This window comes from Bradyrhizobium sp. IC4059, from assembly GCF_020193615.1.
Taxonomy (GTDB): Bacteria; Pseudomonadota; Alphaproteobacteria; order Rhizobiales; family Xanthobacteraceae; genus Bradyrhizobium; species Bradyrhizobium yuanmingense.
In genome coordinates this window covers 669,632-687,503 of sequence record NZ_JADYVH010000003.1, presented here as the reverse complement: position 1 = coordinate 687,503, position 17,872 = coordinate 669,632, and the positions used below count along the sequence as shown (strand labels likewise).

Here is a 17,872-nt window from a genome sequence, read left to right as displayed (position 1 = left end):
TTGCGACAGCATTACTGCTACACATCTCGCTGGGATTGCTGACCATGCCATTGTTTAAGGAGATCAGGGACCCTGACGATGCTCACGTTCCGGCGTCAGGCACGTGCAACCGCAAGAATGAGTTTCGGCCCGGGCGGTTGAGGGGTTGGAGTGCAGGCTCAGACTTCTGCTACGGGTCAAAAGCCGCGTAGGCTCCAAGTGCGTCGGCGTCCGCATTTTCCCTGAAAACCGACATGCCACAACGCGGCTCTCGTTAGCAACGGCCGCTGTAGGGCGACAGCGTACTAGGTGAAATGAGTTGACGCAGGACTGTTGGAACGACCTCCGCTCCCGTGGTTTGAGCAAGGTCTCGCTTGGGAACTGCTCATGCAAAGTCTCGACTCCTTTCGTCGCTCACCAAAGCGCGGCGAGCGTCTCTCGATTGCTGCCCGGCTGATTGCCGGAAATCCACAGCCCCAAACTGGGGAATAGCCATGGCGCAGCACTGGCCTTCTCGGTTGTGGATCGTCCGGCACGGTGAGAGCGCCGGCAACGTGGCACGCGATACGGCTCATGCGCTTGGCGGTGAGGACATCGCGATCGAGGCACGTGACGTCGATGTTCCGCTCAGCGCCTTGGGCGAGCAACAGGCCGCAGCGCTCGGGCGTTGGTTCGCATCTCTCCCGAGCGAAGAAAGGCCGGAAGTAATTTTAAGTTCTCCGTATCTGCGCGCCAGAAGTACTGCTGCCGCAGTTCATGCGGCATCCGCTCCGTCCATCGACATCGTCGCTGACGAGAGGCTGCGGGAAAGGGAGTTCGGAATACTGGATCGGCTGACGAAGCTCGGCATTGAGCGCCGCCATCCCGAACTCGCGCAATCCCGCCGGCTCATGGGAAAGTTCTACTTTCGGCCTCCGGGAGGCGAGAGCTGGTGCGACGTTATCTTGCGGCTTCGGAGCGTGCTGGAGAGTGTCAGTCTTCACTATCCGAATAAGCGCGTGCTGATCGTCGGACATCAGGTCGTCGTTCTCTGCTTCCGCTATCTCATCGAAAAGCTCGATGAGACAACCATTCTGGCCATCGACGCGGCGGCAGATGTCGCAAATTGCTCCGTGACGGAATATCGGCTGGACCAGCGCAGTGAGTGCGGATCGACCCTGAAGTTAATGAGATACAACTTCCTCGCGCCGCTCGAGGATGAGGGCGCGCCGGTTACGACCGCCCCTGACGCAAAGGTAGCAGCCCGATGATCGTAAAGCCGCTAGATGAAGCGTATCTGCGGTCGCATCCGCTGCCGAAGCATTCCGGCGGCGATAAGCACAGCAGAGGCCGCGTGCTCGTCGTCGCCGGAAATATCGAGCTACCGGGCGCGGCGATATTGGCTGGGCTGGGGGCGCTCCGGGCTGGCGCCGGCGTGCTTCGCATCGCGGCCTGCCAAACCAACGCTCCTCATATTGGGGCGGCTATGCCTGAAGCCATGGTAGTCAGATGCTCGGAGGATGCGCACGGAGAGATCGGAATCGAAAACGGCCCACGTTTGGTCGAGCTTGCGAGGGGTTCGGATAGCGTTCTCTTAGGACCCGGTATGGTCGATGAAGGCTCGGTCGGACGATTATGTGCTCTCATTCTCAACGAGGCGATCGGGCCTATTTTCGTGGTCGATGCGTCGGCTTTCACCTCGCTGCGCCACCTCGATATTCGCCAAGAACAGCGGGGCAGGCTAGTCTGCACGCCTCATTTCGGGGAAATGGCGAAGTTTTTAGGCCGAGAACGCGAAGAGATCGAGAGCCAGGCCCTGCGATCGGCAACGGAAGCCGCTCATTCTGTGCATGCCGTGGTCGCCTTAAAGGGGGCCAGCACCCATGTTGTCGGTTTATCTGACGAAGCACTGCTGAACGAGCAGGGCACCGTAAGCCTCGCCACGTCCGGATCCGGCGATACTCTGGCCGGCATCGTGGCCGGCTTGGCCGCCCGAGGAACCTCGCCTTTTTTAGCGGCAGCTTGGGGCGTGTACCTTCATGCCGTGGCTGGTCGTTTGGCGGCGGACCGTCTTGGTTCCATTGGATTGCTCGCACGCGAACTGCCGGAGGAAATTCCCCCGATCATGCGGGACCTGGAGAGTCGAACCTGAAGAAAGCTGCCCAGCAGCGGTGCAAAGGGAAGTGTAGGAAACGCATGCTTTCGAGGCGCCTAGACCGGGCCCTTCAGAGAATCGAGACGCTTGCGCAGAAATGCCAGCACCATGATCTCGTCGGAAGTGAGCTTAGCGTACTGGCGCTTGAACTTCTGCGCGATCTTGGCTTCGATCATCTTCACGAGATCACCTGACATGTAGGCGTTCAAGACTTCCGGGTGAACATAACACTTCCGGCAGACGGCCGGCGTGTTCCCGAGCTGCTTCGATACGTTCTCAATCGCGGCGACAACATTGCGCTTCGCCTCGGTCTGGCTGTCATACTTCTTGAACTCGGCTAAGGCCAACGCTGCCAAAACCGTTCCCGCCCAAGTGCGGAAATCCTTGGCACTAAAATCCTCGCGAGTGATGTCTTTGATGTAGGCATTGACGTCGCCGGAATCGACGGTACGCGGCTGCCCGTCGTCGTCCAGGTACTTGAAGAGCTCATGTCCTGGGATCTCCGCGCAGCGCTTCACGATGGCGGCAATCCGCTTGTCCTCGACGCGAAGTTTCCACTGTTTGCCCGACTTGCCCGTGAAGTCGAACCGAAGGACGCCGCGGCCCACCGCAACGTGCTTTCGTCGCATCGTGGTAAGCCCGTATGATTTGTTTGTCTCGGCATACTCGGCGTTGCCGACCCGGATCAAAGTCTTCTCCAGAAGGCTGACGATCGTGGCCAGAACCTTCTCCCGAGGTAGCCCTTCCAGCTTCATGTCGGCCGCGACACGGTCGCGCAGCGCGGGCAGCGCGGCTGCGAACTGGACGATGTGTTCGTACTTGTTCTGGTCGCGCAGCTCGCGCCATTTCGCGTGGTAGCGATACTGCTTGCGGCCCCGCGCATCGAGCCCGGTCGCCTGGATGTGGCCGTTCGCCGAGGGGCAGATCCAGACGGATTCATAGGCCGGCGGGATACCGATGGACTTGATGCGTCGGATAACGGCGGCGTCGGTGATGCGCTTGCCGTCCTTGTCGTAGTAGCTGAAGGTAGTCCCCGTCCGCTTGCGGGTGTAACCGGGCGCGGAGTCGCTGACATAGCGAAGGCCTTCTTCCGCAATGGTTGCTGCGACCTCGACGGTGCGGTCCAGGATTTGGTCTTCGTTGCGAGTCTCTCGGAGCATGGGCCTGTCCCTCGGAAGCACCCTGGGGTCGAGGCTCCACTCCTTCTAAAGGAATGAAGGCAGCGGTTGGTTCCGTTCGGGGACCGGCGGCTCGTAGATGCAGTTCAGTAGCCGCGCAGAATACCTGCCCCAGCTAAATCCGGCCGTTCCACTCGACGGGGCGCTGCGCAGACTGATGATGGCGGCAAGACCTAACTTCAGACAATCGCCACAAAGTTTACGGACACGCTTCCCCAATTAGTCTGTCAGAAGGCCGCTATGTCCCAGTTTTCGCTCGATGTGTTGCGTCAGCGCTATGTCGTCGAGAAACGACCACTCGAGGCCAGCGTAGAGCAGATCTTGCGGGCTGACGGCCGCGCGGGAGCACGTGCCATCCTGGCCTCGATCGATAAAAGGCGCTTCGAAAACAGATCCGAAGGGCAGCGCCTCCGCAAGATGCTGCGCTTCGAGACCTCTCTATGGGACAGCGGCCAGCGTGCCGTGGCAGGCGTGGATGAGGCCGGAATGAGCCCTCTCGCCGGGCCAGTGTCCGCTGGCGCGGTGATCCTGAAACCTGGCACGCGGATAGTCGGGATCGACGACTCGAAGAAACTCGACGCCGCGGCTCGCGAAGAACTCGCGAAGGAGATCAAGGCAAAGGCAGAGAGTTGGTCCGTGGCGTTCGTAGAGGTCGAGGAGATCGACGCGATCAATATCTACTGGGCCGGTATCCAGGCCATGCAGCGTGCGGTCCGGGGGCTGGGATCGACGCCGCAGCATCTGCTGATCGACGCGAAGCGGTTGAAGGAAATCGACCTCCCTCAGCAGGCCATCATCAAGGGGGACGCCAAGTCCGCCAGCATCGCTGCTGCGTCGATCCTGGCGAAGGTCGAGCGCGACACGGTCATGCGGACGCTCGACGTCCGCTACCCCGGCTACGGCTTCGCGGATCACAAGGGCTACCCGGTGCCGGCTCACTACGAAGCTCTTGCCAGGCTTGGTGCATGCGCAGCTCACCGCAGGTCATTCGGACCTGTGCGCAAGGCTCTCGGGTTGCCGCCCCTGCAGCCGTGACCTTCTGCATCCGAGCGAGCCGCCGGCTGAACAGGCCGTTCGCTTCGCCTCGACGGCATTATTCCCGGGACCGGCTCCTTTCGCGAACGACATCCTTGGCCTTTTTGTCGGACCGCAGGCCGAGATAGACTGGCTGGCGCAGCTCGCCCTTGCTGGTCCACTCCGCGAACTTCACTTCTGCGACCAACGTAGGACGCACCCAGGTCGTGACCTGCTCATCCTTAACCTTGGCGGGAAAGGGCGACTTGGCCGTCTTAAGCTTCAGGAGCTTGCCGTGAAGCTCTCCCAGAACCTGGTGGCTGAAGCCGGTGCCGACGTGGCCGATGTACCTCCAGGCTTCGCCTTCGCGTACCGCCAGCACCAGGGCGCCGAAGAAGGGCCGGGTTCGCCTCGGTGCCGTGAACCCGGCGATGACGACCTCCTGCCGCTGCGCGGTCTTCACCTTCAGCCAATCGGCTGTCCGGCGTCCGGACGCATACGGGCTGTCGGCGCGCTTGGCCATTATGCCTTCGAGATGCCTTCGCTCGGCTTCTGCGAAGAACTTCGTCCCCTTGCCTTTGCGATGCTTGCTGAACGCGATCAGGTTGTGGCGCGGCAGGATGGCCTTCAGCCGCTTCTTGCGCTCGAGGAGAGGCAGCGCGCGCAGATCCTCGCCTTCCGCGAACATGAGGTCGAACGCGTAGTACAAGAGCTTGGCCTCATGGCGCAAGGCATTCTGGAGCAATTGGAAATGGGATGCGCCATCCCTGCCGATCGCGACGAGCTCGCCATCGAGCACAGCATCCGCCTTCACGCCTTCAAGTGCTTTCGCCACCTCGACATAGGAGTGGCTGATGATCTTCCCATTACGACTGTAGAGCGCGACCCGACCGCGCCGGATTTCCGTGACCATGCGGAAACCATCGAACTTGTCCTCGAAGACCCAATCGGGATCGTCGAAGGGCGCATCCGTCAGTGTGGCCAGCATGGGCTGCAGGCGATGAGGCAGGGTCGATTTTCGGGCCATGGCAGGGGCTCCCTATAGCGCCGGCAGAGGCCGATACGAGGAGGATGGAAGGTGAACCCGCGCACTATCGCCAGCCACGACCGGTCCCCCGGCTCGGACCACGCCGAGCACCCCGGATTTGAACGCAGGGCCCGTTTCCGCCGACGAGAGCACCTGCCGCTTGAGACCGGCTCGGAAGCGGTCGATCAGGACGCAGGGCGTCCGGAGGCCCGTCAGCTCGACGACCGCGGACGGCCCGAGCTCGATCAAGGTCCCGAGCGGCATCCGTTCGAGATTCAATCCGGCGGTGGTGACGTTCTCGCCGAGGTCGCCAGCGCCAACTTCGAAGCCAACTTCGAGGAGAGACGGGAAGAGTTCGGATGGGATCAGGTGGACCTGCCGAAGATTGGGCAGAAGGGGCTGGCGGCGTGCCAAATACCGGTGCCGGACGAACGGACCGGCGTGGGCGTCGCCTTCGACGCCGTGGCCTTCCACCAGGATTATGCTGTCCCGAGTTGGTTTGCTGAAGTGATGCCCTCGATCGGCCGCGACCGCCACCACCCTTCCCTGCAGCGAGAAATCCTGCTTCTGCGGCATTAGGCGGCGCGGGCGATCGAGCGCCGCTTCTGGCGGAAGTAGCGCGTGATCTCCGCAAGCGTCATCGCGTTCAAAACCCGGTCGGCAGGGACACCGCCCTTGCGGGCCATCAAAACGCCCCAGTGCATGTGGTCGAGCTCGGGGATCGAGTGCGCGTCCGGATTGATGCTCATCATGCATCCGAACTCGAGCGCCGCCTGGTGCCAGCGCCAGTCCAGGTCGAGTCGCCATGGGTGGGCGTTAATCTCGACTACAACGTCGTGCTTGGCGCACGCCCGCAACACCTTCTCGACGTCGATTTCGTAGCCAGGCCGCCGCTGGAGCTGTCGCCCTGTCATGTGGCCGATAATGGTCGTGTGGGGATCGGAAATGGCCCGAAGCAGGCGCTGCGTTTGTGCCTTGCGGTCCAGCTTGAAGCGGCCGTGGATGCTGGCGACTACGAAATCGAAGCGCTCCAGAACATCGTCGTCATAGTCGAGCGATCCGTCTGCCAGGACGTCGGACTCGATGCCCTTGAGGATCCGGAAATCCTTGCCGAAGCGCTTGTTCAGCCGGTCGGCTTCCAGGTGCTGCTGCGCGATCTCCTCATCCGAGAGCCCTCCGGCATAGTGTGCAGACTTGGAATGGTCGGCAACCCCGAAATACTCGAAGCCGCGCTGGCGCGTGGCCTTGGCCATCGTCTCCAGGGTCTCGGTGCCGTCTGAGGCATCGGTGTGGCAGTGAAGAATGCCGCGCAGGTCTTGGTCGGTGACAAGCTTCGGGAGCTTGCCTTTTAGAGCCGCCTCGATCTCCCCGCGACCGTCCCGGAGCTCAGGGTCGATGAAGGGCAGGCCGAGGGCGCGGTAGATCTCGGCCTCCTCGCCGGCGATCAGCGTGCGGCCCTTGTGCAAGCCGTCGGGCTCCAATTGCATCCCCCTCTCCGCTGCCAAAGCCTGGAGTTGTTCGATATGAGAGGCGGAGCCTGTCGCGAAGAGGAGAGCAGCGCCGAAGTGCTTGCGGTCGGATACTCGGATTTGCAGCCCGTCGGCCGACGGCGTCGATGTATTGTCCGGCTTGGCAGCCTCCGCAACGATGGCAAGATCACCGACCAGTTCGCAGCCGCGGCGAAAATCGCCGGCGATCGTCACACGCTTCAGTTCGGGGCGAGACTTGCGGATCGAGTCCTTCGCCTGCGCGAGCAGCGCGGCGGCGCGGTGCAGGTGGAGGCGGCCTTCTCCAATTTTGGCGATCGCGAGGTTCTGCAGGATCTTGGTCTGCAGCGCGGCGCCCAGTCCTTTCGCCTTCTTGATGCGGTCGTCCTGGGCGGCGGCCTCCAACTCCGAGAGCGAGCCTATGCCTAGGTTCTTGTACAGGCGCAGCACCTTCTCCGGACGAAGGCCAGGTACAGCGAGCATCTCGAGCACCCCCGCGGGAATTTCTTTCCGCAGCTTTTCGAGGCTGGGATGACTGCCCGTCTTGTGGAGCTTGGTGACGATGTCGGCGATCGCATCGCCGACGCCCGGGATCTCAGTAAGTCGATCTTCGGCGACGAGCACTTCCAGAGGAACGGCTAGGGCCGCCAGGCTGTCGGCGGCCCGAGAGTAGGCCTTCGCTCGGTAAGGATTGCCGCCTCGCAAGGCGGTGCGCTGGGCATACTCTCGCAGAAGGCTTGCCACACCGCGCGCGTCGAGCGAAGGCATTCAGCCAGCCTCCCTATGCGAGCTTTGCGGCGCCGCCGGAGCAGGGCGACCATCGGATCGGTCACTTGGCCGGCGATCGAGAGAGGCCTCCAGCTTCTGAGCTGCGCGAAAGTCCTCAAGGTGCTGGATGTTGGGGCCGTAGGCGGCCTCCTTCTTGAGGAGATTGTAGATCCGGCCCGCCGCCAGCTGCAGATGCTTCATCCTGCCCCTCGGCATGGATCTCGCTTTGCAGAGAGCTCGGACTGCGTAAGCACGGAAATAGTCGAACGCGTCTGACATGGTCGGTAAACGCCTGTTCTCGCCGATCGTTCGGCGGCAAACGACGTCCTAGTGCCGTTGGTCCCCCCGTGTTCCCTCGAAAAGCGGGTACCGCACCTCCCTCGGCCGGCTTGCCATCGACTCGAACTCGGCGAGCAGCTTCGTTGTTCTGCTCATGCGGCTCCATTGGCGTCGCATTAAAGTGAAGGCTTGCTCGGTTGCTTACGTCGGCGCGCCGAAGGGCGTCGGACAGAGCCACTGCATCGTCTTGTGCTCATGATGCAGAGCGGTAGAAGGATTTCAGTGGCGATTAGGTGAGTTAGGAACGAGCGCTCGCATTCCACATTGCTTGTGAGATGTAATCGGGAGTTTGAGGCATGGCAGTGCAAATCGTTATGGATCACAGCGGCGACAGCCGGCACTTCTTCGACAACTCCAATGCAGAAGCATTGGTAGAGGCGGAGCGGCTTTTTCTGCAGTTTACGAGCAAAGGATACACCGCGGCCGTTCGGAAGGAGCCCGGTGAGGTAACCAGGATCACTGCGTTCGATCCTACCGCCGAAGAGACATTGTTCTTCCCGCGGCTTGTGGGCGGGTGAGCACCAGTGAGGAGAAGGTTCGGTCGCATCGGCCCTTGGACGCCTCGGAGCCTGGCTATCGGTACGCTTTATCGAGCAGCAAAGGAGGAGAAAACGGTTCAGGCTCGGGCGCTGCGACTGTTGTGTTCTTGGCTTTCGCCCCAGCAAAGGGTCGAGTTCACGAGAAAAGGGTACTTCGACGTCGTGGGATGCGATACCGGAAAGCGGTACCGCATCCGGCGGGGAACGTCGGGCAACGTCAACGAGATCGACGAATACGGCCGGCTCAGCACCGGGTGGTGCTTCGTCCCGGTGGGTGGCTTGGTCGAGGGCGATGTCATGCTAGCTCAAAAAATAGCTCTTGAGACCGAGGAGGAACGCGCCTTGAGCATCGCCAACAGCTTCCCCGGCCCGATCCGGTGGCGTCGACTCGGTAGCCGTCCGTCAGAGGGGAGAACTGCGCAGGTGCCCGGTCAACTCAGCTAGACCCGGCGGCGAGCGGCACGGCGACAGCCTGTAGCACGCTGGCGAAGCTCACCTTTGGGCTATTCGTGCTTCAACCGCACTCTGTATTGTTTGCCTGATCGTGCATTCGCGAATTTGGACATCGGCCACGTTTTCAGCCTCGCAGATCCTGCGAAGCGTGACTGCATCCGAATTTCCGGTCTTCCATACGCCGGATGTGATATAGCCGAGGACTAGAAGCACGAAAAGACCGGCACCAAACATTGGGAAATTGCCCATCTCCTCACCTCCTCAATGGCGGGGCGTGCGTTTCCCGCTGCTTTACAACGCTCGTGTCTCTGCCAAGTTTTCCCAGCTAAAAAATTTACCTCCCAGCGGCGTGGCACCTGCATTCGTCACAGGTAACGGGCGATTGCAGCTGACAAGTAGAGCGGGAAGGAGCGGCTATTCCGGCAAGGCTTAAAAGCGACCGTGTCCGCGGGCATTTCGGCGCGCGCTATCGCGTTCGCGGTGGCAGGACTTGGACGAGATCTGCGGCCCAAGGGCGAAGCGCCGCTAGATAAGTTCAAGCTCGTATGGTCGTTGCTTCTTTTTCCCTTGCCGGAACGCGGAGTCAGCTTGCGCTTTCGGTCAGCGCCGCAATAATCAGTGGCCCCTCCACGCAGGAAAAACCCGGTCAGGAGTGCTGGCCGGGTTAGTCAAGGAGGGACAATGTGTCATCGATGTCCGGCAACGAGGCGCACTCTGAACCGTTCCTGCGGAATCGATCCTTTCCATCCGTTCTTTAAGCCTTTCTGATGCAGGTTAAACTCGCAGAGGGCGAGGAACGGCCACTACGCCAGCGGCTTGGTTCTAGGAAGGCGCCCGGAGAACACCGCCAATTGGCTGAACGTGACGACTTAGGACGTTGAGCAAACGATCTGCTGGCCACCGTTGAGCAAAGAACGTCTCAAGTGGTCAACAAATGATCCTATGCTGCCGGGAGACAGGCAGATGATAGACGCTTTAATGCACTACCTTGAAAGAGCAATTGCGTTCGAGCGGCTCGCGGCCGATGAGATCGACCCGGGCTTGAAAGCCGATCTTGAACGCCAGGCAAGAGCTTACCGCAGGCTTGCTGCTATACAAGCGGAAGGCATGGGTCTACCCGCACCTAGCCAGCCTTCGCAACCGCCGCATCCCTGAGGGGCCAACCATCAATATATCAAAAGTGGCTCGTTCGTCCGCCTCGTATGACACGGAAGCGAGGAGCCGTCAGCTTGTCGGGTGGAACGCGAATGGGCGTGAACTTTGTGTCACTCCGCTGGGCGCGCTTGCAGTTGTGGCAGACGAAAAGGTAAGCGAGGTATCCTTGTAGTCTCGCAGCAGCTCTGAGCGGTTCATCCTAAAGTCCGGGAGCTTCGAGGTGTCCCAGCGCCTTGTTTTGCCGATCCATGCCCCCCTATGTTCAGCAACCAGCATCAAAGTAGCCTGGAGCACAGTGCATCACATGATATAATGCCGGCTGAACCTTTTCTGCGGTCACTGCTTCGGCGTGCGTATTTCCCGGAGGGCCTTTTCGACGTAATCCAGTGGCTCACTAGTTCACGACCTCCGGACCCGGTCTCGCTCCCGCTCGACTTCCTCGGCGTCCTTGTCGTCGATGGTCATTAGCGAGTTCTTCGCATCGCCATGAACTTTCAGCAGTTCGTCGAGCTTGGCATGGATGGCTTGAGTGTCGCGGTGTTCAGCGCGCTGGATCACGAGGGTCATTCCCCAGGTCGCGAGAGTGGCAAGCGAATGCCACTCCAGGCCATTGCCGAGGACGATCCAAAGCGCGGCATAGGCAAGAAACACGACGAACGCGGCTGGCCGCGCGGTCAGCACGCCGATATTGGTCAACCAGCTCCGGATTTCCTTAACGACCATTGGCAGTCAATGTGGCGCCGCTTTTGTTTGTTCCGCGAACTTCTACAGCTCGCGATCCATCGCTGGATGGCTTCGGTTCTTAAGCTCGAGAGCCAACCGGTTTAAGGGTTCACATCACCGCGCCTGTGGAGTCTTGAACCCCCGGGGACACATTGTGCACGACGCTCCTCGAATCCTGGTTGTCGAAGATGAGTACCTCATCGCATTGGAGCTCGACGGCCACTTGAGGGCTGCCGGATACCGCGTGATCGGCCCCGTCCCAGACATTGATGGCGCTTTGAAGCTGTTGAAGGCTGACCGGCCCGACGCCGCCATTCTCGACGTCAACCTCGCTGGAGAATGGGTCACCCCCGTCGCGCTAGCGCTCCAGGCGATGTCCGTACCGTTCATTCTCGCCAGCGGCTACGTTGCCGCCGACCTCCAAGGCGCTCCAGTATTGCGCGACGCCGTCATTGTCGGAAAATCGTGGAGGCCCGATTATCTCCTCCACGCCCTGCGGAGCGCCTTGGAGCGAAAGTGGGGACCTTGTCCCGAAGCGACGACTTTCGGTGACCTGACGAACTTGGTTGTTCAAGAGAAGTCAATTTCTCGGGTTGCTGTTGTCAACGACGGGAGATTTGCGCCGACACTGTTGGATTCACCGCACCGGCTTGGCCTGCAAAGAACGCCGCCAAAGCGCCCAGTAACAATGCCACTGCCGCGAACAATGCACCTTGTGAGACGCGCTTAGCAGCTGTATCCGCCGCCTGCTTTGCCTGCTCCTTCGTCTTGGCTACCGCATCCTTATATTGCTGTTGGTACTGACTGATCTGCGCCTTCGCTTCGTCTTGTGATATATTCTGAGCCTTGGCTAGAGCCTCGGCGGCCTTGTCGTTAGCCGCTGCCTGCTGAGAAGCGTCACCCGTTAGCGCCGCGCGGACGGCTGTGGCCGCGGCATCACGAAGCGCGGCGGGATCTTGCCCAGAGGCACCTCTAACTTTGCTTTCGATGGCAGCCATCGGGTCGCTAACATTGTTCAGCGTGGGCGCTGCCGTTTGAACCGCCGTTTGGATCGACCCTCCGAGCGCTTTACCCGCTCCGCCCAAAGCGGAGGATGCTGTGCTGAGAGCACCGCCAGCCAAGCCGGAAGCGGCGGAAGAAAGTAGATATATTACTGCCAGCGTCGAGACGGCCCATGACATCAATCCATGATAAGCCGTCGTTGAAGCCGATGCCTTGCCAGAAAGCCGACCGGCTATGTAGCCTCCGAGCGCTGCAGCCACAATTCCGGAAAGTACGAACCAGATACCAGCACCAACCGACATCGAGGTCGCGCTCGGCGTATTACCCTCCCCAACGTCGACCGTCGATAAGCCCACGCCCAGACCGATCATGTTTAGGATCATCTGCATGACAAGCGCGATGGCTGCACCCGCGAAAACGGCGCCCCACGCCACCTGGTTCAACATGATTGTGCGAATTTCGTCAGCGGGAACGACCTCGCTCGTCTGAGGGGGCGTGCGGTGGCTTGAACGAACCATTTCGGGAGAGTTGGCCATGACGTTGATCCTTGAAGGGGGTTTGATGCCGCAACCTGCTTTTGCGTCCGACGTTCCTAAAATCGTGGACATCAACTGCAAGCCCGCTGGAGCCCGGCCACTCAAATGCCCTCTAGCGTGCACTTCCCGCCTCCGCCGAGTTCGAGCAGAGCGGCGGCTTCCGCGGCGGGTGAAGTGAAGGCACAAGACCGCCCCGTTCATTCACCTCGCGATGAGCGAAGCCGACCGTAGCACGCGGGCGCAAATGTCCGCTGTGGTCAAAAGACGACGGATAAGCAGCCGTTGCGGGAGGTCGCTCAAGGGCCAATGGCAGACACCGTGGGTGCGGCTAAGCCAAGCGCAGCGGAACGATCAGGTAGCTATCGAGTGCTGAGGTCTGCACGCTTCGATATCGCATTCCAGAGCCCTGCAAGCGTTCTGAAGCTTAATGGCACCCATTTCCTTTGCCACCGTCTTGGCGGCATGGACTTCCGCAAGCGCGCCGCGGACATCGCCGCTTTCCAGCTGATACCTGGCGATTTGCAGCCGGAGGCGTACCGCCTGATATTTCCCCTCGACGCTGGACCACAATTGACGCGCGAGGTGCAAGTGCCGGATGGCTGTGCCACGGTCCTGTTCTGCGAACGCAAGGACAGCTTGCGCCTCATTGGTCAACGCGCGAATCGAGGGGAGAGGCCAACGATCCGGGCTTCCGGAAAGCTCGCTGATCAATGAGGCGGCCTGATCTCGCCGGCCCGTATGTGCTGCCACCAGCGCCAAATGCGCCAGCAGAATGCCGCGCCGCTGCAGCGTCCACCATGCCTTGCCGATCAGGCTTCGTTCCAGTCCTGCATACGCAGCCTCGGCCTCGCCGCGCTCCAGCAGCAGCATCGAACGGCCCGGTTCCGGACACCAGCCGAGCGAGTAAGCCTTGTCGTAGGCTTCGAAGGCAGCTTCCTCGTCGCCGATTGCAGCGTGCACGTCGCCGAGCACGCGATGCGCGTCACCGATGGCCCAGGATGAGTCCGTCGATAGGCGCGCAAGCGCCTCCTGAATGCGCGCCAGAGCCTCATGGAGCGAGCCGCGAACGCCTAGCACTTCGGAACGATGCAGCTGACACCAGCCGGTCAATTCCATGCCGCTTTCGGAGCAGTAACCCTGATAGCCCCGCGTCCACTGATCAGCGCGTGCCCAGTCGCCGAACATTCGGGAGGACCACAAGACGTTGCAGTAGAGAATCCCGCCCATGACCGGGTCCAGCTCATTACTGGTAAGCGCGAGCGTCGCGGCCTGGTCCTGGTCGGCCAGCCCGGCCCGGGTATCGCCGAGACAAAGGCGATAGAAGCCGCGGAACGCCAGGGTCAGGGCTTCCACAGCAACGGCGTCTTTGTGCCGGACGGAGGCATAGGCGGCCTCCGTCAGAGCGAGCGCCTGTTCCGGCTCTCCCTCGAACGCGGCGACCTTCGACTTCATCCACAGAACCATCGCGGTTGCGCCGCTGTCCTCGATCTCCGAAGCCCAGTCTTCCGCGCGAGCGACCCAGGCTTTGCCGATCGCGATTTGTCCGGTGTCGAAATAAAGATCTGACAGCATGATCGCATCGGCAATCGCCTTTCCGATGGCGCCTTCCTTCGTCCGTGCTGTGATGGCGCGGGACAGGATAGACATCGCCGCACTTGGCTTGCCAAGGCATTGCAACGTGAGGGCCCACTGGTGCAGATCTTCCCCATCCAACAGGCCGTCGGCATCTGCCTGCTCGAATAGGGTGGACGCTTCATTCCAGGCGTGCATGGAAACGGCGCGCCGCGCGCGCGCAGGCGCATCGGAAACCTCGCCCGCTTGCGGCTTGACGTCGAGCTTCTGTTCCGGCTCGCGGTCGATTGAAAAGCGATAGCCCTTGCCGGGGAGATTTCGAATCGCGCTTTCCAGGCCGCCTTTGCGGAGGGCAGCGCGCAACGCGCTCACGGCCCGCTGCAGCGAATTATCGGTGACTATGACGTTTGGCCAGATCGATTCCAGCAGTTCGTCTTTCGAAACGACGCGATCACTGTTGCGAACGAGGTGGACCAGCAGGTCGAACACCCGCGGCTGCAACTGGACCTCTCGCCGCGCAAGCGTGAGTACGCGGCTCGCTTCATCGAGCTCGAACGGTCCAAACTTCCAGGCCATGTCTTTGTGTCTGCGCTAGGCCGAAAAGGTTCAGCCAAAGATCAGACAATGGTCAGGCTCCCGTAAGGACGGTCAGCCTCTTCGGTCCCTATAGCTGGGGTGTGGCTCGCGAACACCGCGGTCGCTGGCTACGGCCAAACCCGAGGAAAATCACATGGAACTCTACGTCATTCGCCGTCCGAGCGCTTGGGCCGACCTCAAGGAGCTGGATGTGGCCGGCGCAAAGTCCGCCAGCATCGGCAACGAGCAGATGTCGGACCGGGTGCGGTGGATCCGCAGCTACGTGGTTCATGAGGCGGATGGCCGCATCGGCACCTTCTGCATCTACCAAGCGCGGGACGGCGAGGCCATTCGCGAGCACGCCCGCCGCGTCGGTATGCCTGGCGAGGAATTCTACAGAATCGCCACCACCGTTGTCGTGCGCAGCGACCCTTCCGAAGTGCAGGCGGCCAAATAGCCGCACAGTCTGTGTCGAGCAAAGGAATGAGACATGTCCATCATCACGACCCATTCACTGGCCGCGGTGCCTTCAGCACATCGGAACGTCTTCTACGTCTTCGCGAAGATTCGGCGAGCGATAAACCTTTGGGTCGCGGCCTATCTTGCGTTTCAAGAGCGCCGGGCGGCGGCATGGGCGTCCGCCATGATGAGCGAGCGTGAACTGCTCAACGATTTCGATCGATCTCACCGGACGTGCCCAACCCAGCGACCGAGGTCGCCTTGAATAGGCGTGCCGAAGAATGGCGGCACGTCCCAATCCCACCAGCCATTCAAAAACCTTCAAGGAGAAATGAGATGTCCACTTCCTACTTGCGCCCGCTCGCGGCGTCGTGTGCGGCGTTCGCCATGGTCGCGCTGGCGGGCTTCGCCGAGACGGCTGACGCTAAATCAATGTCCTGTTCCATTCGGCAGACCAACTGCATCGAGCGCTGCATCATGGGTAACCCTTCGGGGAAGGAAAACGGCTGCATCCAGCGGACGTGCAATCACCAGTACAACAAGTGCATGGAAGAAGCTTCGGGCGGCGGCGACCGTGGGGGCAGCGGCGGTGGTCGCGACACAGCGGGCGGCGGGGGAGGCAGCGGCAAAAGTGGCGGCAAGAGCAGCGGCAAGAGTGGTGCCAAACCTGTCGTTCGCGATCATCGCGGCCGTGGCTGACGCGCTCGTCTGCGTCGCCAAGTTCCAACCAATTCGGCGGGCGCCACCGGCGTTGCGCCACCCCGCTCCGGCGGCGACGGCAATTCAGCTTCGCCGGCAGAGACCCGCGTCCCCCAACCCAGAGAAGGACCATGAAGTACATCCCGAAGTCCGCCGTCCATGCATTCGGCATCGCCGGCGTCGTTCTCACCTCGCTGACTCCGGCCTTGGCCGAGAGAGTGGTCCGCGACCACCGCACGCCGCCCGTGGTTCGTGATCACCGCGACAATGCGCCGGTGGTGAATGATCACCGCGCCGATCCGCCGCGCACCGCGAAGCAGGGCGGCGTCACCGTCACCAGCCGGCCGCGACCGCCGAAGTGCCTCGGCAATCTCTGCGGCAAGAAGATCTGCATCGGACCGCTGTGCACCTGATGCAAGCGTCGGCTGCCGGCGAATGCCTCTCGTCGCCGGCCGCCGTGCCCTCAATCGAAACCCAAGGAGATCATTCATGAACATGCAGACTCCCGTTGCTGCCGCTACCGATCTGTCCGCCGTCAAGGCCCGCCAGCTGGCAGCCTGGAGCTCCGGCGATTATGCCGTCGTCGGCACCACGCTACAGATCGTCGGCGAATCCCTCTGCGAGGCGGTCGACCTTCGTGGCGGTCAACACGTACTAGACGTCGCTGCCGGCAACGCAATGCCACGCTGGCGGCCGCTCGCCGCTTCGCTGACGTGGTTTCGACCGATTACGTCGGCGCTTTGCTCGAGCGCGGCCGCGAGCGAGCCGCCGCCGAACGCCTGCCCGTCCTATTCCGGGAAGCGGACGCCGAGAAGCTGCCTTTCGCTAATGACAGTTTCGACGTCGTGATGTCGACATTCGGCGTGATGTTCACGCCCGACCAGCAGCAGGCCGCCACGGAAATGCTTCGGGTCTGCCGCCCGGGCGGCAAGATCGGCCTTGCCAACTGGACGCCGGAAGGTTTCATCGGGCAGTTATTCAAGACCATTGGCAGGTACGTGCCGCCGGCGGCTGGCGTGAAGTCACCCGCTTTGTGGGGTACCCGGGCGCATCTCGATGCGCTGTTCGCCGGCAAGTCGACAGTCGAGACGCAAAGCAGGCACTTTTCGTTCCGCTACAAATCGCCCGCACACATGTTGAACGTGTTCCGTACTTACTACGGGCCGGTCCTGAAAGCATTTGCGGCGGTCGATTCCGACGCCCAGCAATCGCTGGAAGCGGACATCCTTGCGCTCGTTGCGAAATTCAATGCGGCGGAAGACGGGACGGTGGTGATCCGTAGCGAGTATCTCGAGGTCGTTATCAACAAGGAGAGCTGATACCTACTCTGAGGGCTGCATCGGGATCCTTCCCGGTGCAGCTAAAGCCCGCTTTGGGTCACAAGCTGAAATGCTCTGGCTCTTAGAAGATGTCCACTTGGCCCCCAGCAGCCGACATCGGCTGTCAAAAGCCCGCGGTCTCCTGCGGGCTCAAGCTTCAAGTGTTCCTTATTCGGGTCAACGCCCGATAATCATCTCGCCTGTTCGGGCCCGCTGGGACCGTTTTGGGCGGTGCTTTCACTTGCACTGCGCTCTCGGGCTTATATGCAAGCGCCTCGGCGATCCATCGCGGCCATTCGGGTTTCGGCGCTGGCTGAACCCGCGTTTGAAGCAACTTCCGAAGTATGTCGCTCATGCCTGCTCCTGCGATTGCAACCAAAGTTCTTCGTGAGAGGCATCGCCATCGCGCACCGCGCCGAGGCTGCCAAGCACACTGACAGGTGCTCGCTGCACGGTCTCCTCGATATGCGCTTCCATCGTCACGTCGTCGCCGGGATGCACGATAACCCGCTCGATGCGGTGAACGAATCTAATGGGGTTGTCATCTTCGCTCACAATCGGCTGCAATGGCTTGCCCCATCCCCGGTCGAGAATGGCGTTAGCCGCCATCACGCGGGCATGGGCGGGAGCTTCCTTGTCGCGCATGATCTGCACGAGGGTCTTGATGGCGAGGTTCGTATGCGTCCGCGCCAACGATTTGATCTCAGTGAGCGTCCGCTGCTTCAGCGCGCGGCGAGCAGCCGCCCTGGCGAGAGCATTTTGGGAAAGAAGGTTGTAGTTCACCGCTTCGGTCATGGGGGAAATCCATCTGAAAATTGCTCCGGTCAATCTTGGATCGAGACACAAAAAACCCGCGTCGGAAAACCGGCGCGGGTGCAAAACAAACTCGTCTCGATGATGCTATTCTGCCAGT

General features: G+C 61.3%; 17 protein-coding genes and 1 pseudogene. 10 read left to right on the top strand and 8 right to left on the bottom strand.

Translation table 11 applies throughout. The features are described 5' to 3' along the window. The first annotated feature begins 473 nt into the window (after positions 1-473). Both I6F12_RS13550 and I6F12_RS13545 read left to right on the top strand, forming a co-directional pair. Complete coding sequence (locus I6F12_RS13550) at positions 474-1,229, top strand: histidine phosphatase family protein (protein WP_225156549.1); 756 nt, start codon at positions 474-476, stop codon at positions 1,227-1,229. Continuing rightward, complete coding sequence (locus I6F12_RS13545; protein WP_225156548.1) at positions 1,226-2,110, top strand: NAD(P)H-hydrate dehydratase; 885 nt, start codon at positions 1,226-1,228, stop codon at positions 2,108-2,110. Before I6F12_RS13550 ends, I6F12_RS13545 begins: the two co-directional genes overlap by 4 nt. 59 nt (positions 2,111-2,169) lie before the next feature. On the opposite strand, the gene I6F12_RS13540 is transcribed toward I6F12_RS13545, so the two are convergent. Beyond that, complete coding sequence (locus tag I6F12_RS13540; protein WP_225156547.1) at positions 2,170-3,273, bottom strand: DNA topoisomerase IB; 1,104 nt, start codon at positions 3,271-3,273, stop codon at positions 2,170-2,172. Positions 3,274-3,531: 258 nt separating this feature from the next. Between I6F12_RS13540 and I6F12_RS13535 the strand changes: the two genes are divergently transcribed. Next, positions 3,532-4,326 (top strand): ribonuclease HII, encoded by a 795-nt coding sequence (locus tag I6F12_RS13535; protein ID WP_225129298.1) that lies wholly within the window; start codon positions 3,532-3,534, stop codon positions 4,324-4,326. Between the two features lie 58 nt (positions 4,327-4,384). Here I6F12_RS13535 and ligD read toward each other — a convergent pair whose 3' ends face one another. From ligD to I6F12_RS13520, 3 genes are read right to left on the bottom strand one after another with little or no spacing between them, the layout of a single operon-like run. Continuing rightward, complete coding sequence (ligD, locus tag I6F12_RS13530) at positions 4,385-5,332, bottom strand: non-homologous end-joining DNA ligase (RefSeq protein WP_225156546.1); 948 nt, start codon at positions 5,330-5,332, stop codon at positions 4,385-4,387. A gap of 12 nt (positions 5,333-5,344) precedes the next feature. After that, positions 5,345-5,908, bottom strand: a complete 564-nt coding sequence (locus tag I6F12_RS13525) for an MOSC domain-containing protein (protein WP_225156544.1) — start codon at positions 5,906-5,908, stop codon at positions 5,345-5,347. Continuing rightward, the gene (locus I6F12_RS13520; protein ID WP_225156543.1) at positions 5,908-7,587 is read right to left on the bottom strand and encodes a DNA polymerase/3'-5' exonuclease PolX; all 1,680 of its coding nucleotides are present in this window, start codon (positions 7,585-7,587) and stop codon (positions 5,908-5,910) included. Before I6F12_RS13520 ends, I6F12_RS13525 begins: the two co-directional genes overlap by 1 nt. 635 nt (positions 7,588-8,222) lie before the next feature. Here I6F12_RS13520 and I6F12_RS13515 point away from each other — a divergent pair. Both I6F12_RS13515 and I6F12_RS13510 read left to right on the top strand, forming a co-directional pair. Further along, a complete protein-coding gene (locus tag I6F12_RS13515) occupies positions 8,223-8,444 on the top strand; it encodes a hypothetical protein (protein WP_109143095.1) in 222 nt (73 codons plus the stop codon). Between the two features lie 51 nt (positions 8,445-8,495). Further along, on the top strand, positions 8,496-8,909 hold the full coding sequence (locus I6F12_RS13510; RefSeq protein ID WP_225156580.1) for a hypothetical protein: 414 nt from the start codon (positions 8,496-8,498) through the stop codon (positions 8,907-8,909). A 1,563-nt stretch (positions 8,910-10,472) separates the two neighbouring features. Here I6F12_RS13510 and I6F12_RS13505 read toward each other — a convergent pair. From I6F12_RS13505 to I6F12_RS13495, 3 genes are all read right to left on the bottom strand, one after another. Continuing rightward, positions 10,473-10,769 (bottom strand): low affinity iron permease family protein, encoded by a 297-nt coding sequence (locus I6F12_RS13505; protein ID WP_225129301.1) that lies wholly within the window; start codon positions 10,767-10,769, stop codon positions 10,473-10,475. Positions 10,770-11,398: 629 nt separating this feature from the next. Then, positions 11,399-12,316, bottom strand: coding sequence for a PhnA-like protein (locus I6F12_RS13500; protein ID WP_109145710.1), 918 nt, complete (start codon positions 12,314-12,316; stop codon positions 11,399-11,401). 369 nt (positions 12,317-12,685) lie between these two features. Further along, positions 12,686-14,482, bottom strand: coding sequence for a winged helix-turn-helix domain-containing protein (locus I6F12_RS13495; RefSeq protein ID WP_225156542.1), 1,797 nt, complete (start codon positions 14,480-14,482; stop codon positions 12,686-12,688). Positions 14,483-14,636: 154 nt separating this feature from the next. On the opposite strand from I6F12_RS13495, the gene I6F12_RS13490 reads away from it, so the two are divergent. From I6F12_RS13490 to I6F12_RS13470, 5 genes and pseudogenes are all read left to right on the top strand, one after another. After that, on the top strand, positions 14,637-14,939 hold the full coding sequence (locus I6F12_RS13490) for a nickel-binding protein (protein ID WP_225156541.1): 303 nt from the start codon (positions 14,637-14,639) through the stop codon (positions 14,937-14,939). A gap of 33 nt (positions 14,940-14,972) precedes the next feature. Next, positions 14,973-15,206, top strand: a complete 234-nt coding sequence (locus tag I6F12_RS13485) for a hypothetical protein (RefSeq protein WP_225156540.1) — start codon at positions 14,973-14,975, stop codon at positions 15,204-15,206. Positions 15,207-15,277: 71 nt separating this feature from the next. After that, entirely contained in the window at positions 15,278-15,640 is a 363-nt protein-coding gene (locus tag I6F12_RS13480) for a hypothetical protein (protein ID WP_225156539.1), read from the top strand. Between the two features lie 131 nt (positions 15,641-15,771). Then, complete coding sequence (locus tag I6F12_RS13475) at positions 15,772-16,053, top strand: hypothetical protein (protein ID WP_225156538.1); 282 nt, start codon at positions 15,772-15,774, stop codon at positions 16,051-16,053. A gap of 76 nt (positions 16,054-16,129) precedes the next feature. Beyond that, positions 16,130-16,959, top strand: a pseudogene (locus tag I6F12_RS13470) (class I SAM-dependent methyltransferase). A 351-nt stretch (positions 16,960-17,310) separates the two neighbouring features. Here the strand turns inward: I6F12_RS13470 and I6F12_RS13465 are convergent. Further along, positions 17,311-17,754, bottom strand: coding sequence for a hypothetical protein (locus I6F12_RS13465; RefSeq protein WP_225156537.1), 444 nt, complete (start codon positions 17,752-17,754; stop codon positions 17,311-17,313). Positions 17,755-17,872: the final 118 nt, after the last annotated feature.

What these genes read in the sequence shown, in the direction of transcription:
- I6F12_RS13475 (WP_225156538.1), top strand. Translation starts at nt 15,772, where the DNA reads ATGAAGTACATCCCGAAGTCCGCCGTCCATGCATTCGGCATCGCCGGC.
- I6F12_RS13485 (WP_225156540.1), top strand. Translation starts at nt 14,973, where the DNA reads ATGTCCATCATCACGACCCATTCACTGGCCGCGGTGCCTTCAGCACAT.
- I6F12_RS13540 (WP_225156547.1), bottom strand. Translation starts at nt 3,273, where the DNA reads ATGCTCCGAGAGACTCGCAACGAAGACCAAATCCTGGACCGCACCGTC.
- I6F12_RS13515 (WP_109143095.1), top strand. Translation starts at nt 8,223, where the DNA reads ATGGCAGTGCAAATCGTTATGGATCACAGCGGCGACAGCCGGCACTTC.
- I6F12_RS13495 (WP_225156542.1), bottom strand. Translation starts at nt 14,482, where the DNA reads ATGGCCTGGAAGTTTGGACCGTTCGAGCTCGATGAAGCGAGCCGCGTA.
- I6F12_RS13525 (WP_225156544.1), bottom strand. Translation starts at nt 5,908, where the DNA reads ATGCCGCAGAAGCAGGATTTCTCGCTGCAGGGAAGGGTGGTGGCGGTC.
- I6F12_RS13545 (WP_225156548.1), top strand. Translation starts at nt 1,226, where the DNA reads ATGATCGTAAAGCCGCTAGATGAAGCGTATCTGCGGTCGCATCCGCTG.
- I6F12_RS13490 (WP_225156541.1), top strand. Translation starts at nt 14,637, where the DNA reads ATGGAACTCTACGTCATTCGCCGTCCGAGCGCTTGGGCCGACCTCAAG.
- I6F12_RS13535 (WP_225129298.1), top strand. Translation starts at nt 3,532, where the DNA reads ATGTCCCAGTTTTCGCTCGATGTGTTGCGTCAGCGCTATGTCGTCGAG.
- I6F12_RS13500 (WP_109145710.1), bottom strand. Translation starts at nt 12,316, where the DNA reads ATGGTTCGTTCAAGCCACCGCACGCCCCCTCAGACGAGCGAGGTCGTT.
- I6F12_RS13520 (WP_225156543.1), bottom strand. Translation starts at nt 7,587, where the DNA reads ATGCCTTCGCTCGACGCGCGCGGTGTGGCAAGCCTTCTGCGAGAGTAT.
- ligD (WP_225156546.1), bottom strand. Translation starts at nt 5,332, where the DNA reads ATGGCCCGAAAATCGACCCTGCCTCATCGCCTGCAGCCCATGCTGGCC.
- I6F12_RS13480 (WP_225156539.1), top strand. Translation starts at nt 15,278, where the DNA reads ATGTCCACTTCCTACTTGCGCCCGCTCGCGGCGTCGTGTGCGGCGTTC.
- I6F12_RS13550 (WP_225156549.1), top strand. Translation starts at nt 474, where the DNA reads ATGGCGCAGCACTGGCCTTCTCGGTTGTGGATCGTCCGGCACGGTGAG.
- I6F12_RS13465 (WP_225156537.1), bottom strand. Translation starts at nt 17,754, where the DNA reads ATGACCGAAGCGGTGAACTACAACCTTCTTTCCCAAAATGCTCTCGCC.